This is a genomic window from Streptomyces mangrovi (genome assembly GCF_900114215.1).
GTDB lineage: Bacteria > Actinomycetota > Actinomycetes > Streptomycetales > Streptomycetaceae > Streptomyces > Streptomyces barkulensis.
Map to the genome: position 1 here is coordinate 1 of NZ_FOSG01000038.1, position 15238 is coordinate 15238.

Sequence of the window (15238 nt, forward strand, 5' to 3'; positions counted from 1 at the left end):
CCCTGGCGGAGTTCACCGTGGAGGGCATGGCCACCGCCCTGCCCTTCCACCGCACGGTCGTCGCCGACCCCGCCTTCGCCCCCGAACTGCACGGCCGCCCGGCCGGCCCCTTCGATGTGCACACCCGGTGGATCGAGACCGAGTTCGTCAATGAGATCAGCCCGTTCGCGGCGCCCGGCGCGGACACCGAGGACGACGAGCCCGGCCGCGAGACGGTGGTCGTCGAGGTCGGCGGCAAGCGCCTGGAGGTCTCTCTGCCCGCCGCGCTGGGCATGTCCCTGGCCCGCACCGCCGCGGCCGGCGGCGCCCGCCCCAAGCGCCGCGCGGCCAGGAAGTCCGGCCCGGCCGCCTCCGGAGACGCGCTGGCCTCCCCGATGCAGGGCACCATCGTCAAGATCGCCGTCGAGGAGGGCCAGACCGTCGCCGAGGGCGAGCTGATCGTGGTGCTGGAGGCGATGAAGATGGAACAGCCCATCAACGCCCACCGCGCCGGCACCGTCAAGGGCCTGACCGCCGCCGTCGGCACCGGCGTCAGCGCCGGCGCCGTCATCTGCGAGATCAAGGACTGAACCCGGACCGGGCCCGCCCCCTCACGTCGCGGAAGCGGCGCGAGGGGGCGGGAAAGGGCCGTGCTCGCCGGATGTCTGTCCGGCGGGCACGGCCCTCTGGAGCCGCGGGGCCCCCGGGCCCCGCGGCTCCACGGCTGTTCAGGGCGTTCAGGGCGGTCAGAGCCCGTTCCCCGCGGCGGCGCCGCGCCCGCTGAGCGTCCGGTCGACGTCCGCCCCGTGGTAGTAGGTCCGGCCCGCGCGGGACCGGCGGCGCCACTTGCGCACGCTGGCGTGGCGGTAGACGCTGCCGAGCGGGATCGCCCACAGCCGGGAGACGTCCGCCGCGGTCACCCAGCGGACGTCCTCGTGGCCGGCCGGTTCGGAACCCCGCGGCGCCGTGCGGCCGTGCGGCCCGGAGTCCGGCCCCGAGTCCGGGGCGGCGGCCGCGGCGGAGGACGCCCGCAGAGGCGCCAGACGCCGGCTCAGCTGGAGCCACTCGTGGCCGAACCAGCGGTGCGCGGGGTCGGCGTCGCACCTGATCTCGGCCGGCAGCCGCGGCCGCTCCGGACGCAGCAGCGCCGTCAGCCCGCCCGAGCAGCCCGGCTCCACACAGCCGCCGATCCCCACCCGGTGGTCCGGCTCGGGGTCGATCACCCGGCGCGCCCGGCGCACCAGCCGGGCCACCTCCTCGCAGGCCTCCGCGGCGGCCCGGTGGCCGGAGAGCCAGTCGGCGTGGCGGGCCAGGAACTCCGCGAGCGCGGCGACCGTGCGGCGGGGGGCCGTCACACCGCGCTCCTCGACCACGAGTGTGGCCCACGAGCTCAGCACGCCGAGGACCGAGGAACGCACCTCGGCCGCGCGGGTGTCGAAGGGCATGCCGGGCAGCGGACCGCCGGACGTCCTCTCCCCCGTCCGGACCGGCCGGCCGCCGAGCTGCCGGGCGCACTCCTCGTACAGACCGGGCAGCTGCCGCAGATCCCGCAGGAGGCCTCCCCGGCAGGGAGAACAGAGCAGGCTGCCCGGGTCCGGGAGGTGCCGGGCCAGACCGGCCCCCTCCCGGCGCACGCAGCCGGTTCCCACACACGCCGTCGTGCCGACGGCCCCATGGATCGTCCCTCGGACCACAGTGTCCCCCAGATGTCGTTGTCGTCAGGAGCGGCAACTCTAATTACGGACGCTGTCACCGGACAACAGGAATTCCGTTTCCTGTGCTCTTCCTGACGTGGAGACAAGGAATTTCACCGATTTCTTCAGTTGGTCCGCGCATTCCGTGTCCGCCGTGCGCCGGGGTCGCCGCGTGAGGTGCCGGGGCATGCGCGCGGCAGCCGGGCGGACGGCCCCGGCGGTTTTCCGGAATGCCGGGCGCCGGATGTCCGGGCGGCCTCTCCCCGGTGCCTCGGACCCGGCCTCGCCCCGCCCTGCGGGCCACCGCGGTTCCATGAGACCCCCCGCGGAACCGCACTTTGCGCCGATCTGATGTTCGTCTTGACTACGTCTGTCCGACGTGCGAAGGCATAACGGAATCTTGCGTAGACCTGAATTGTCGAGCATTGCGGTCGGCCGTCCGGGCGAAGAAGCTTGTCGCTAGTTTCCGATGCTCTGTCTTGAGCGCTTGCCGACCGGCGAAGACGCCCCGTGGGCGCGCCGATTTCCCCACTCTTGCAGGAATTCCGAGAAGGCCGAGGAGAGGTACATGGATGCTGCGGTAATCGTCGTGGGAGCGGGCCCGGCAGGGCTGATGCTCGCCGCGGAACTGCGGGTCGCGGGAGTCGACGTCATCGTTGTGGAGCGCCTGGCGCGGCGCACGGGGGAGTCCCGGGGCCTGGGCTTCACCGCCCGGACCATGGAGGTCTTCGACCAGCGGGGCATCCTGCCCCGGTTCGGCGGGATCGAGACCAGCAACGTGGGCCACTTCGGCGGCCTGCCCGTCGACTTCGGCGTGCTGGAGGGGGCGTGGCAGGCGGCCAAGACCGTGCCCCAGTCCGAGACCGAGAAGCACCTGGAGGAATGGGCCGTCAGCCTCGGCGCGGACATCCGCCGCGGCCACGAGATGCTCTCCCTCACGGACGACGGCGAGGGCGTCGACGTGGAGGTCCGCGGCCCCGAGGGCGTCCACACCCTGCGCGCCGCCTACCTGGTGGGCTGCGACGGAGGACGGAGCGCGGTGCGCAAGGCCGCCGGCTTCGACTTCCCCGGCACGCCCTCCACGATGGAGATGTTCCTCGCCGACCTCAAGGGCATCGAGCTCGCGCCGCGCATGATCGGCGAGACCCTGCCCGGCGGCATGGTCATGGTCGGCCCGCTGCCGGGCGGCATCACGCGCATCATCGTCTGCGAGCGGGGCACCCCGCCCCAGCGGCGCGAGACGCCCCCCTCCTTCGAGGAGGTCGCCGACGCCTGGAAGCGGCTGACCGGCGAGGACATCTCGCACGCCGAACCGGTGTGGGTCAGCTCCTTCGGCGACGCCACGCGCCAGGTCACCGAGTACCGCCGCGGCCGCGTCCTCCTGGCCGGCGACTCGGCGCACATCCACCTGCCCGCCGGCGGGCAGGGCATGAACACCAGCATCCAGGACTCCGTGAACCTCGGCTGGAAGCTTGCCGCCGAGATCAAGGGCTGGGCCCCGCGGGAACTGCTGGACACGTACCACACCGAGCGCCACGCGGTCGGCAAGCGACTGCTGATGAACACCCGGGCCCAGGGGCTGCTCTTCCTCAGCGGACCCGAGGTGCAGCCGCTGCGCGACGTGCTCACCGAGCTCATCGGGTACCGGGACGTCAGCAGGCACCTGGCCGCCATGGTGAGCGGCCTGGAGATCACCTACGACGTCGGGGGCGGCACCCACCCGCTGCTCGGCCGCCGCATGCCGCACCTCCGGCTCGACGCCGACCGCCCGACCAGCAGCACCGAGCTGCTGCACACCGGGCGCGGCGTGCTGCTGGACCTGGAGGACAACCGGCGCCTGCGGAGCCGGGCCGCCGGCTGGGCGGACCGCGTCGACACCGTCACCGCCAGGCCGCAGGACGCACCCGAGGAGCTCCGGAACACCGCCGCCGTGCTGGTCCGCCCCGACGGCTACATCGCCTGGGCCGCCCCCGGCAGCCACCACGACCTTCCCATGGCCCTGGAGCGCTGGTTCGGCCGCCCCCGCGGCTGAGAGCGGCCCGCCGAAGTGGAGGAACCCATGACGACCATTCTCGACGCGGCGCTCACCACCGTCCGGGCGCCGGGCCCCGCGGAGGAGCGCCGGCACGTCGTACGGGCCGCCCGCGGCGTCTTCGCCCGCGAGGGCTGGACGCACACCACCGTCGAGGCCGTGGCCGCCGAGGCGGGCACCGGGCCGGAGACGGTGGAGCACTACTTCAAGGACAAGGGGCGGCTCCTGCTGGCCGTCCTGCTCGAAGGCGCCGCCGCGGTCGCCGCCGCCCTGACCGCCGTGGCCGAGGAGCACCTCGCCGAGGTCACCGACCTGGAGCGGGACCTCGCCGCCCTCGGCCGGGCCTGGCTGACACCGCTGATCGCCTTCCCCGAGCACTTCGCCATCGTCCGGCACATCGGCGCGGAGACCGCCCGGCTGCCCGCCGGGGTGCTGGAGATGTGGCAGTCGGCGGGCCCCCGGCAGACCCAGCGGGAGCTGGCGCGCCGCCTGCGGGGCCTGGCCGACGCGGGACTGCTGGACGTGGCCGACGCCGACCACGCGGCCGACTGCTTCGTCCGGCTGGTCGTGGGAGGCGTCGTCCAGCGCTCCTTCCACGGCGCCGTGCCCCTTTCGGACTTCGAGACCGACGCGCTCATCGAGAGCGGGGTGGCCGACTTCGTCCGCCTGTTCGGTCCCGCGACCGCCCGCTGATCCCACGGAAGAGAGAAGACGATGCACAGCACCCTGATCGTGGCCCGGATGGACATCGACTCCAGCGCCGAGGTCGCCAGGATCTTCGCCGAGTTCGACAAGACCGACATGCCGCACCGCATGGGCACCCGCCGCCGCCAGCTCTTCGCCTACCAGGGCCTGTACTTCCACCTGCAGGACTTCGACGGCGACAACGGCGGCGAGCGGATCGAGGAGGCCAGGACGGACCCCCGGTTCGTGCGCATCAGCGAGGACCTCAAGCCGTTCATCGAGGCGTACGACCCGAAGACCTGGCGGTCCCCGGCCGACGCGATGGCCACCCGCTTCTACGACTGGACGGCCTCGCGGTGACGAGGCGGCACATCTACACGAGGGGAGGCCACGACCAGTGGGTCGCCGGGTAGTGATCACGGGGATCGGAGTCCTGGCGCCGGGCGGGATCGGCGCCAAGAACTTCTGGAGTCTGCTGAGCGAGGGCCGCACGGCGACCCGGCGGATCTCCTTCTTCGATCCCTCACCGTTCCGTTCCAGGGTCGCGGCGGAGGCCGACTTCGACCCCGAGCTGCACGGGCTGTCTCCGCAGGAGATCCGCCGCATGGACCGCGCCGCCCAGTTCGCCGTGGTCACCGCGCGCGAGGCGCTGGCCGACAGCGGCCTGGATCTGGCGGAGTACGACCCGCACCGCACCGGTGTCACCATCGGCAGCGCGGTCGGCGCGACCACCGGGCTCGACGACGAGTACCGGGTCGTCAGCGACGGGGGCCGGCTCGACCTGGTCGACCACACGTACGCCCCGCAGCACCTGTACAACTACTTCGTGCCCAGCTCCTTCTCGGCGGAGGTGGCCTGGGCCGTCGGCGCCGAGGGACCCGTGACCGTCGTGTCCACCGGCTGCACCTCCGGCATCGACTCGGTCGGCCACGCCGTCGAGCTGATCCGCGAGGGCACCGCCGACGTGATGGTCTCCGGCGCCACGGACGCCCCGATCTCGCCGATCACCATGGCGTGCTTCGACGCGATCAAGGCGACCACGCCGCGCAACGACGACCCCGAGCACGCCTCGCGGCCCTTCGACGGGACCCGCAACGGCTTCGTGCTCGGCGAGGGCGCCGCGGTGTTCGTCCTGGAGGAGCTGGAGAGCGCACGCAGGCGCGGGGCGCACATCTACGCCGAGATCGCCGGCTACGCCTCCCGCTGCAACGCCTTCCACATGACGGGCCTGCGCCCCGACGGCCGCGAGATGGCCGAGGCGATCAGGGTGGCGATGGCCGAGGCGCGGATGGCCCCCGAGTCCATCGACTACATCAACGCGCACGGCTCCGGAACGAAGCAGAACGACCGCCACGAGACCGCCGCGTTCAAGCTCAGCCTGGGCGAGCACGCCTACCGCACGCCGGTCAGCTCCATCAAGTCGATGGTGGGGCACTCGCTGGGTGCGATCGGCTCGATCGAGATCGCGGCCTCGGCGCTGGCGATGGAGAACGCGATGGTGCCGCCCACCGCCAACCTGCACACCCCCGACCCCGAGTGCGACCTGGACTACGTGCCGCTGACCGCGCGCGAGCAGCGCACGGACGCGGTGCTGACGGTCGGCAGCGGATTCGGCGGGTTCCAGAGCGCGATGGTGCTGGCCCGCCCCGAGAGGAGTGCGGCATGAACGCCAGGGCAGTGGTCACCGGGATCGGCGTCGCCACCCCCAACGGAATGGGAGTGGAGGACTTCTGGGCCGCCACCCGGGTCGGGAAGAACGCGATCGGTCCGGTGACCCGCTTCGACGCGAGCCGGTACCCGTCACGGCTGGCGGGCGAGATCCGCGGCTTCGAGGCCGCGGACCACCTGCCGAACCGGCTGATCCCGCAGACGGACCGGATGACGCAGCTGGCCCTGGTCGCCGCCGACTGCGCCTTCGCCGACGCGGGCGTCGAGCCCGGGGACATCCCCGAGTTCGACATGGGCGTGGTCACCGCCTCCACCTGCGGCGGCTTCGAGTTCGGCCAGAACGAGCTCAAGAAGCTCTGGAGCCAGGGAAGTCAGTACGTCAGCGCCTACCAGTCCTTCGCCTGGTTCTACGCCGTCAACAGCGGCCAGATCTCCATCCGCAACGGCATGCGCGGCCCCAGCGGCGTGGTCGTCAGCGACCACGCGGGCGGTCTGGACGCCATCGCGCAGGCCCGCCGGCAGATCCGCAAGGGCAGCAGGCTGATCTTCTCCGGCGGCTTCGACGCGCCGGTCTGCCCCTGGGGGTGGGTCGCGCAGATCGCCGGAGGCAGGCTGTCCACCGGCGACGACCCCGAGACCGCCTACCTGCCCTTCGACTCCCGTGCCCGGGGATACGTGCCCGGGGAGGGCGGCGCGCTCCTGATCCTGGAGGAGGAGCGGACCGCCCGGGAGCGCGGCGCGGAGAACGTCTACGGCGTGATCGCCGGCTACGGGGCGACCTTCGACCCCAGGCCGGGCAGCGGCCGCGAGCCGGGCCTGCGCCGGGCCGCCGAACTCGCCCTCGCCGACGCCGGGGTGCGGCCGCGGGACGTCGACGTCGTCTTCGCCGACGCGGCCGGCACCCCCTCGCTGGACCGCGAGGAGGCCGAAGCCATCACGGCCGTCTTCGGCCCCTTCGGCGTCCCGGTCACCGCCCCCAAGACGATGACCGGGCGCCTCTACTCGGGCGCCGCGCCGGTGGACGTGGTCTCCGCCCTGCTCGCCGTCCGCGAGGGGCTGATACCGCCCACCACCAACGTGGAGCGTTCGGCCGAGTACGACATCGACCTCGTGACCGGGCAGCCGCGCACCGCCCCGGTGCGCACCGCCCTCGTGCTCGCCCGCGGCCACGGCGGCCACAACTCGGCGGTCGTCGTCCGGGCCGCCGACTGAGGGCAGGCGCCCACGATCCCGCGCCCGGCGCCGTGCCTCCCCCTTCACGGCGCCGGGCGCGCACGTTCCCGGCGCGTCCGCAGCGGGCGCGCCGCATCCGAGGAGAGGAAAGGACCCACATGCCCGAGCAGAAGTTCACCCTCGAGGACCTCAAGCGGATCCTCCGCGAGGGCGCCGGCACCGACGAGGGCGTCGACCTCGACGGAGACATCCTCGACACCGACTTCGAGGAGCTGGGCTACGAGTCGCTGGCGCTGCTGGAGACCGGCGGCCGCATCGAGCGCGAGTACGGCATCTCCCTGGACGACGACGTCTTCACGGAGAACCGCACCCCCCGCTCCCTGATCGACGCCGTCAACGAGCACCTCGCGGCGATCCTGACGCACTCGTGACGGCCCGCCGCCGGGCCCCGGGGGGTCCTCCCGGGGGCCCGGCGGCCTTCCCCGCCCACTCGCTCACTCGCCCACTCGCTCACGAACCCTTCCGGTTCCCTTTCCGACGAACCACCTGGAGAACAGACATGTCGCAGCAGAACAAGCGGGTCGCCGTGGTCACCGGCGCCACCAGCGGAATCGGCCTGGCCGTCGCACGCCTCCTGGCCCGGGACCACAAGGTGTTCATCGGGGCGCGGAACGCCGAGAACGTCGCACGGACCGTCAAGGAGCTCCAGGGCGAGGGCCTGGAGGTCGACGGCACCACCGTGGACGTCCGCTCCGCCGACGAGGTGCGCGCCTTCGTCCAGGCCGCGGTCGACCGCTTCGGCACGGTGGACGTGCTGGTGAACAACGCCGGACGCAGCGGCGGCGGCGTCACCGCCGACATCGACGACGAGCTGTGGGAGGACGTCGTCGACACCAACCTCAACAGCGTCTTCCGGATGACCCGCGAGGTGCTGAACACCGGCGGGATGCGCGGCAAGGACCGCGGCCGCATCATCAACATCGCCTCCACCGCGGGCAAGCAGGGCGTCGTCCTCGGCGCTCCCTACTCGGCCTCCAAGCACGGTGTCGTGGGCTTCACCAAGGCCCTGGGCAACGAGCTGGCCCCCACCGGCATCACCGTCAACGCCGTCTGCCCCGGCTACGTCGAGACGCCCATGGCGCAGCGGGTCCGGCAGGGCTACGCCGCCGCGTACGACACCACCGAGGAGGCCATCCTGGAGAAGTTCCAGGCGAAGATCCCGCTGGGCCGCTACTCCACCCCGGAGGAGGTCGCCGGCCTGGTCGGCTACCTGGCCTCCGACACCGCCGCCTCCATCACCTCCCAGGCGCTGAACGTCTGCGGCGGCCTCGGCAACTTCTGAGCGACCGGCCCCGCCCGGCCCGCCGGGCCCGGACGGAACCCCGGGCCCGCGCCGGGCCCGCCCGGAACCCGGACCCCGAACCCCGGAACCCGAACCCCGGAACCCGAACCCCGGACCCCGAACCCCGGACCCCGAACACCCGAACCGACTCCGAAGCAGAGGAGCACGAGCATGTCCCGGTCCGCCCTGCGCGAGGTGGAGCACGAGATCACCGTCTCGGCCCCGGCCGCCACCGTCTACCGGCTGATAGCCGAGGTGGAGAACTGGCCGCGGATCTTCCCGCCCACCATCTACGTCGACCACGTCGAGAGGAACGAGGACTCCGAGCGCATCCGCATCTGGGCCACCGCCAACGGCGAGGCCAAGAACTGGACCTCCCGCCGCGTCCTGGACCCGGAGAACCTGCGGATCGGCTTCCGCCAGGAGGTCTCCGCCCCGCCGGTCGCCTCCATGGGCGGCACCTGGGTCGTCGAGGCCCTCTCCGAAACCGAGTCCAGGGTCCGGCTGCTGCACGACTACCGCGCCGTCGACGACGACCCCGAGAGCCTGCGGTGGATCGACGAGGCCGTCGACCGCAACTCCCGCTCGGAGCTGGCCGCCCTGAAGGCCAACATCGAGCAGGCGCACGCCGCCGAGGACCTGACCTTCTCCTTCGAGGACTCGGTCCGCATCGCCGGCTCGGCCAAGGACGCCTTCGACTTCGTCAACGAGGCGGGCCTGTGGCCCGAGCGGCTGCCGCACGTGGCCACCGTCCGCTTCGAGGAGGAGACGCCCGGCCTGCAGACCCTGGAGATGGACACCCGCGCCAAGGACGGCTCGGTGCACACCACCAAGTCGTACCGGGTGGCCTTCCCGCACCACAGGATCGCCTACAAGCAGGTCACGCTGCCGGCCCTGATGACCCTGCACACCGGCTACTGGACGTTCGAGCAGGACGACCAGGGCGTGACCACCGCCACCTCCCAGCACACCGTCACCCTCAACACCGCGAACATCGAGCGGATCCTGGGCCCGGAGGCGACCGTGGAGGACGCCCGGGAGTACGTCCGCTCGGCGCTGAGCACCAACAGCCGCGCCACCCTCGGCCACGCCAAGGACTACGCGGAAGCCAGGGCCTGACCGTGCCGGGGCCCTTCACCGAAACCCAGGTGATCGTGGTCGGCGCGGGCCCGGTCGGGCTGATGCTCGCCGGGGAGCTGCGGCTCGCGGGCGCGGACGTGGTGGTCCTGGAGAGGCTCACCGCGCCCACCACCGAGTCGCGGGCGTCGACCCTGCACGCCCGCACCGTGGAGATCCTCGACGGCCGCGGCCTGCTGGAGCCGCTCGGCGACGTGCCGAACGACCCCAGGGGCCACTTCGGGGGCATCCCGCTCGACCTCACGCTGCCCTCGTCCCACCCGGGCCAGTGGAAGGTCCCGCAGACCCGGATCGAGGAGCTGCTGGGGCGCTGGGCGGCGGACCTGGGCGCGGACGTCCGGCGCGGCCACGAGCTGACCGGACTGACCGCGTCCCGGGACCACGTCGAGGTCGAGGCGGTCACCGCGGGCGGTGCGACCGTCCGCCTGCGGGCCGGATACGTCGTCGGCTGCGACGGCGAGGACAGCACCGTGCGCCGCCTGGGGGGCTTCGACTTCCCCGGCACGGACGCCGTCCGCGAGCTGCTGCGCGCCGACGTGTCCGGCATCGAGATCCCCGACCGCCGCTTCCAGCGGCTGGAGGGCGGCCTGGCCATCGCCGCCCGGCGCCCCGACGGGGTGACGCGCGTGATGGTGCACGAGTTCGGCGCCGTGCCCCGGCGGGGACAGCCGCGGTTCGCCGACGTCGCCGACGCCTGGAAGCGGGTCACCGGGGAGGACATCGGCGGCGGCACCCCGCTGTGGGTGAACTCCTTCGGCGACGCATCGCGGCAGGTCACCGCCTACCGCCGCGACCGGGTGCTCCTCGCCGGCGACGCCGCGCACCGGCAGATGCCCATCGGCGGCCAGGCGCTCAACCTCGGCCTCCAGGACGCGGTCAACCTCGGCTGGAAGCTGGCCGCGCAGGTGCGCGGCCACGCCCCCGAGGGCCTGCTCGACAGCTACCACGCGGAGCGGCACCCCGTCGGCCGGCGGGTCCTGGACAACATCAGGAGCCAGGCACTGCTGCTCCTGGGGGGCCCGGAGGTCGAGGCCGTCCGCGAGGTCCTGGCGGAACTCACCGGAGGCGAGGACGCGCGCCGGCACCTCGCCGCGATGGTCTCCGGCCTGGACGTCCGCCACGACGTCGGGCCCGGCGACCACCCCCTGCTCGGCCGCCGGCTCCCGCACTGGGAGCTGGCGACCGGCGAAGGACGCGTCACCACCGCGGAGCTGCTGCGCACCGGGCACGGCCTCCTGCTGCTCCTGCCGGGCGCGCGGGAGCGCCTGGAGGAGCTGCGCACCGCCGCCGCCCCCTGGGCGGAGCGGGTCCGCACGGTGACCGCCCGACCGGTGCCCGGCGGCCAGGAGGCGCCGGACACCGCGGCCCTCCTCGTGCGGCCCGACGGTCATGTCGTCTGGGCCGACGGCGACCCCGCGGGCACCGGCGTCACGGCGGCGCTGAACCGCTGGTTCGGCGCCGGGAGGAGGGCGGACGGGCCGGCGGCGCGGAAGGACCGGGCGCCGGCGTGGACCGCGACCAGAGCACCAGCGACGAAGTGGAGAACAGACATGGGCAGGCTCACGGGCAAGACCGCGCTCGTCACCGGCTCCAGCCGGGGCATGGGCCGCGCGGCCGCGCTGCGGCTGGCGGCCGACGGCGCACTGGTCGCCGTCCACTACACGAGCAACGAGGAGGCCGCCGCCGAGGTGGTCGAGCTGATCGAGAAGGACGGCGGCCGGGCCTTCACCGTCCGGGCCGAGCTGGGCGTGCCCGGCGACGTCCACGAGCTCTTCCTCGGCCTGGAGGAGGGGCTGCGCGAGCGCACCGGCGGGACGGACCTGAACATCCTGGTCAACAACGCCGGTGTGATGGGCGGGGTCAAGCCGGAGGAGACCACCCCGGAGAAGTTCGACCGGGTGTTCGCGGTCAACGCCAGGGCCCCGTTCTTCCTGATCCAGCGCGCGCTGAAGAACATGCCGGACGGCGGACGCATCATCAACATCTCCTCCGGCCTCACCCGCTTCGCGAACCCGGACGAGATCGCCTACGCGATGTCCAAGGGAGCGGTGGAGCAGCTCGCCCTGCACTTCGCGAAGTACCTCGGCCCGCGTGGCATCACCGTCAACAGCGTGGCGCCGGGCATCACCCGCAACGACAACCCCGTCTTCCAGATCCCCGAGGCGGTGGAGCAGATGAGCGGGCTGTCCGCCTTCGGCCGGGTCGGCGAGCCCGAGGACGTGGCCGACGTGGTGGCCTTCCTGGCCTCCGACGACGCCCGCTGGATCACCGGCTCCTTCGTGGACGCCACCGGCGGCACGCTGCTCGGCTGAGCCGCTGCTCGGCTGAGCCGCTGTCCGGCCGGGCAGCGTGCCGGGGGCCGGCGCCCCTCCACGGGCGCCGGCCCCGGCCGTTCGACGAGAACCCTCTGGCGGAACGGGAGCGAGATGCCTGAGAACAACCCCTCAGTCCCCGCCGCGGCCACGGCAGGCGGCGGCTGGACACCGGCCCTGTGGGGGCTGCTGCTCGTACTCGCGGGCAACATGCTCATCGACGCCCTGGAGGTCTCCGTGGCGCTGGTGGCGCTGCCCGCCATCGGGGACGACCTGGGCCTGGCGCCCGACCGGCTGCACTGGGTCGTCAGCGGATTCGCCGCCGGGTTCGGCGGCGTACTGCTCCTGGGCGGCCGGGTGGTCGCGCTGCTGGGACGCCGGCCGGTCTACCTGACCGCGCTCGCGGTCTTCGCCGCCGCGTCCCTCGCCGGCGCGCTCGCCGAGGACCCGGCGCTGCTGATCGCCACCCGCTTCGTCAAGGGCGTCTGCGCGGCGCTCACCGCCCCCACCGGCCTGGCGATCATCCTCTCGGCCTTCCCGCAGGGCCCGGCCCGCAACCGCGCGGTGTCGGTCTACTCCCTGTTCGGCGCGGCCGGGTTCGCCACGGGCCTGCTGCTCTCCGGCGCCCTCACCGAGATCGGCTGGCGCTGGACGTTCGCCTTCCCGGCGCCGGTGGCGCTGCTGCTGTTCGCCGCCGCCGTGCGCCTGGTCCCCGGCGACCCGCCCGACCGGAGCGGCGGCGGGAGCGGTCTGGCGGGCGCGGCCGGCCTCACCGTGGTGACGCTGCTGCTGGTGCACGCGATCGGCTCGGTGCCCCGCACCGGCTGGGGCGCCCCGTCCACCGCGGGCGCGTTCGCCCTCGCGGGGGTGCTGGCCGTCCTGCTCGCGCGCCGCGAGCTGACCGGCCCCCGCCCCCTGGCCGATGCCCGGCTCCTCACCCACGCGCCCCTGGCCCGCTCGGCCCTCGGAGCCGCCGCGCTCAACGGCTCCCACATCGGGATCCTCATGCTGAGCGCCCTGCACCTGCAGCGGCACGCGGGCCTCGGCCCGTGGCAGACCGGGCTCGCCTTCCTGCCCGCCAGCGCGCCGCTGGTGCTCAGCGCCCTGTACTCCGGCCGTATGGTCGCCCGCCTCGGCCCCGCGCGGCCGATCGCCGCCGGGGCGGCCGCGGCCGCCCTGGGCTACGCGCTCTACCCCCGCGACCCGTCCGCGCCGCTGGAGTACGCGACCGATGTGCTGCCCACCATGCTGCTGATCGGGGCCGCCTTCGTGCTCGCCTTCACCGCCCTCCACGTCCAGGCCACGAGCACGGCGCCGGCCGGCCGGCAGGCCGAGGCGGGCGGCCTGTACCAGACCGCCGTGCAGCTGGGCGCCGCCCTGACGACGGCCCTGACCGCCGCCGTGTACACGGCGGCGGGCCACGGGGCGGCCGTGCTGCTGGTCACGGCCGTCGGCGCGGCGGGCCTTGTGGTGGCGCTGCCGGGGCTGCGCCGGGAGACCCGCACCGACCCCCTGCCCGCCGACCTCACGAGGAGGCGGACTTGACGGCGAACCCGACGGCGGAACGGGCCGCGCACACCCGCGCGGCGCCGAAGGCCCCCGCCGGGGCGGCCGCCCCCGACGCCGCCCCGGACAGGGGCGTACGGGCCGCCGCCGACCACCAGGACCGGATCCGGGAACTCGACGCGTACGTGCGCCGGCTGATCGGCCGTGTGCTGGGAGTCGCCCCGCACCTCGTGGACACCGCGGGCCGCCCGATGAACAGCCTCGGCATCGGCTCCATCGCGGGCCTGGAACTCCAGCGCCGCATGGAGCGGGACCCGCACGTCCGGGTGGACCTGCGGCGGCTGCTCCTGGCGGGCAGCGCCGCCGAACTCGTCGACTGTCCGGCCGGGCAGCTGCGCGGGCGGCGTCACACCGGCGTGGACCCGGCGTGACGCCGCCCGCGACCGGTCCGGCCGCCGGTGGCGCGCGGCCCCACCCGGCCGCCGGGGAGGCGGAGTTCACCGTCGCCCGCGGCCGGCTGGACCTGTGGGTGGTGCGCAGCCCCGAGGGGCGCACCGCACGGGAACTCGACCGCTCGGTCCTGGACGACGCGGAACGGCGGCGGGCCGACATGTTCCTGCGGCCGGCCGACGGCCTGCTGTACACCGCGGCCCACATCGCGCTGCGCCGGCTGCTCGGCCGCTACCTGGGGGTGGCGGCCGAGGAGGTGAGGTTCTTCCGCGAGCCCTGCCCCGGATGCGGCGGGCCGCACGGCCGGCCCGCGGCGGCGCCGCCGGACCCGACGGACCCGGCCCCGCACTTCTCGCTCTCGCACAGCGGCGGCCTGGCCGTGGTGGGGGTGGCGGCGGTGCCGGTCGGGGTCGACGTGGAGCGGCTGCCCGGGGAGGAGACCGTCGAGGTGTGCACCCCGGCGCTGCACCCCGGCGAGCGCGCCGAACTGGCCGAGGTGGGGGGCGAGGCCAGAAGGGAGCTCTTCGGCCGCCTCTGGACGCGCAAGGAGGCCTACCTCAAAGGGCTCGGCACGGGCCTGGGGCGTGCGCCGGACCGGGACTACCTGGGCGCCGACGTCCGCCGCCACCCGCGCGGGTGGACCGTGCTGGACGTACTGCGCACCCCCACCCACACCGCCGCGGCCGCCGTGCGGGGCCGCGAGCCCGCGGTGGTGGCCGTCCGGCCGCTGGCCGAGACCTGCCTGCTCGCCGGCGGGGAGGCGCGCTCGGCGCGACCGGAGCCGGCCCCGGCGGCGCGCTGACCGGGCCGGCCGCCGAACGCCGGCCACCGGGCCCGCGGCGGTCCGGCCGGCCCCGCCGGCCCGTTCCCGTTCATCCGCACCGGCCGCGGCGCCCGCGCCGCGGCCGACGACGTCCGACCAACGACCCAGGGAGTGTGGCACGACCATGTCCGAGGAGAACGAGACGATCCATCACCGGATAGAGGAGCTGGCCGAGATCAAGGAGACGGCGCGCCGGGGACCGGACCCCGCCGCCACCGAACGCCAGCACGCCAGGGGGAAGCTGACGGCGCACGAGCGCATCGGGCTGCTCCTGGACAAGGGCACCTTCACCGAGGTCGAGCCGCTGCGCCGGCACCGCGCCACCGGCTTCGGCCTGGAGGACAGGAAGCCGTACACCGACGGGGTGGTCACCGGCTGGGGCACCGTCCACGGCCGGACCGTCTTCGTCTACGCCCACGACTTCCGGATCTTCGGCGG

At 74.2% G+C, this 15238-nt stretch carries 15 protein-coding genes; 14 read left to right on the top strand and 1 reads right to left on the bottom strand.

Translation table 11 applies throughout. The features are described from left to right. The coding region (locus tag BM237_RS28190) for a biotin/lipoyl-containing protein (RefSeq protein ID WP_139238201.1) at positions 1 to 569 on the top strand (569 nt) is incomplete at its 5' end. 156 nt (positions 570 to 725) lie between these two features. Here the strand turns inward: BM237_RS28190 and BM237_RS28195 are convergent. Continuing rightward, positions 726 to 1628 carry a hypothetical protein gene (locus tag BM237_RS28195; protein ID WP_139238202.1) on the bottom strand — a complete coding sequence of 301 codons (903 nt, stop codon included), beginning with the start codon at positions 1626 to 1628 and terminating at the stop codon, positions 726 to 728. Between the two features lie 613 nt (positions 1629 to 2241). On the opposite strand from BM237_RS28195, the gene BM237_RS28200 reads away from it, so the two are divergent. From BM237_RS28200 to BM237_RS28260, 13 genes are all read left to right on the top strand, one after another. Continuing rightward, positions 2242 to 3705, top strand: a complete 1464-nt coding sequence (locus BM237_RS28200; RefSeq protein ID WP_093852578.1) for an FAD-dependent monooxygenase — start codon at positions 2242 to 2244, stop codon at positions 3703 to 3705. Positions 3706 to 3732: 27 nt separating this feature from the next. Beyond that, positions 3733 to 4398, top strand: a complete 666-nt coding sequence (locus BM237_RS28205; RefSeq protein ID WP_093852579.1) for a TetR/AcrR family transcriptional regulator — start codon at positions 3733 to 3735, stop codon at positions 4396 to 4398. 21 nt (positions 4399 to 4419) lie between these two features. Continuing rightward, positions 4420 to 4749 carry a TcmI family type II polyketide cyclase gene (locus BM237_RS28210; protein ID WP_093852580.1) on the top strand — a complete coding sequence of 110 codons (330 nt, stop codon included), beginning with the start codon at positions 4420 to 4422 and terminating at the stop codon, positions 4747 to 4749. A gap of 37 nt (positions 4750 to 4786) precedes the next feature. Continuing rightward, entirely contained in the window at positions 4787 to 6055 is a 1269-nt protein-coding gene (locus tag BM237_RS28215) for a beta-ketoacyl-[acyl-carrier-protein] synthase family protein (protein ID WP_093852581.1), read from the top strand. Beyond that, a complete protein-coding gene (locus BM237_RS28220) occupies positions 6052 to 7269 on the top strand; it encodes a ketosynthase chain-length factor (RefSeq protein WP_093852582.1) in 1218 nt (405 codons plus the stop codon). The genes BM237_RS28215 and BM237_RS28220 overlap by 4 nt, the downstream gene beginning before the upstream one ends. 119 nt (positions 7270 to 7388) lie before the next feature. Beyond that, entirely contained in the window at positions 7389 to 7661 is a 273-nt protein-coding gene (locus BM237_RS28225; RefSeq protein ID WP_093852583.1) for an acyl carrier protein, read from the top strand. Positions 7662 to 7789: 128 nt separating this feature from the next. Continuing rightward, complete coding sequence (fabG, locus tag BM237_RS28230) at positions 7790 to 8572, top strand: 3-oxoacyl-ACP reductase FabG (RefSeq protein WP_093852584.1); 783 nt, start codon at positions 7790 to 7792, stop codon at positions 8570 to 8572. A gap of 171 nt (positions 8573 to 8743) precedes the next feature. Next, on the top strand, positions 8744 to 9691 hold the full coding sequence (locus BM237_RS28235; protein WP_093852585.1) for an aromatase/cyclase: 948 nt from the start codon (positions 8744 to 8746) through the stop codon (positions 9689 to 9691). Between the two features lie 2 nt (positions 9692 to 9693). Next, on the top strand, positions 9694 to 12021 hold the full coding sequence (locus BM237_RS28240; protein ID WP_281253986.1) for an SDR family oxidoreductase: 2328 nt from the start codon (positions 9694 to 9696) through the stop codon (positions 12019 to 12021). A gap of 114 nt (positions 12022 to 12135) precedes the next feature. Next, positions 12136 to 13566 carry an MFS transporter gene (locus tag BM237_RS28245; RefSeq protein WP_093852586.1) on the top strand — a complete coding sequence of 477 codons (1431 nt, stop codon included), beginning with the start codon at positions 12136 to 12138 and terminating at the stop codon, positions 13564 to 13566. Beyond that, positions 13563 to 13958, top strand: a complete 396-nt coding sequence (locus BM237_RS28250; protein WP_093852587.1) for an acyl carrier protein — start codon at positions 13563 to 13565, stop codon at positions 13956 to 13958. The genes BM237_RS28245 and BM237_RS28250 overlap by 4 nt, the downstream gene beginning before the upstream one ends. Next, complete coding sequence (locus BM237_RS28255) at positions 13955 to 14779, top strand: 4'-phosphopantetheinyl transferase family protein (RefSeq protein WP_245794101.1); 825 nt, start codon at positions 13955 to 13957, stop codon at positions 14777 to 14779. The genes BM237_RS28250 and BM237_RS28255 overlap by 4 nt, the downstream gene beginning before the upstream one ends. A gap of 145 nt (positions 14780 to 14924) precedes the next feature. After that, positions 14925 to 15238 (top strand): carboxyl transferase domain-containing protein (locus tag BM237_RS28260; RefSeq protein WP_281253987.1); only part of this gene is annotated, 314 nt, incomplete at its 3' end.

Excerpts from the sequence above, each read along its gene's own strand:
- BM237_RS28225 (WP_093852583.1), top strand. The coding sequence starts at position 7,389 with ATGCCCGAGCAGAAGTTCACCCTCGAGGACCTCAAGCGGATCCTCCGC.
- BM237_RS28235 (WP_093852585.1), top strand. The coding sequence starts at position 8,744 with ATGTCCCGGTCCGCCCTGCGCGAGGTGGAGCACGAGATCACCGTCTCG.
- BM237_RS28220 (WP_093852582.1), top strand. The coding sequence starts at position 6,052 with ATGAACGCCAGGGCAGTGGTCACCGGGATCGGCGTCGCCACCCCCAAC.
- BM237_RS28210 (WP_093852580.1), top strand. The coding sequence starts at position 4,420 with ATGCACAGCACCCTGATCGTGGCCCGGATGGACATCGACTCCAGCGCC.
- BM237_RS28205 (WP_093852579.1), top strand. The coding sequence starts at position 3,733 with ATGACGACCATTCTCGACGCGGCGCTCACCACCGTCCGGGCGCCGGGC.
- BM237_RS28245 (WP_093852586.1), top strand. The coding sequence starts at position 12,136 with ATGCCTGAGAACAACCCCTCAGTCCCCGCCGCGGCCACGGCAGGCGGC.
- fabG (WP_093852584.1), top strand. The coding sequence starts at position 7,790 with ATGTCGCAGCAGAACAAGCGGGTCGCCGTGGTCACCGGCGCCACCAGC.
- BM237_RS28200 (WP_093852578.1), top strand. The coding sequence starts at position 2,242 with ATGGATGCTGCGGTAATCGTCGTGGGAGCGGGCCCGGCAGGGCTGATG.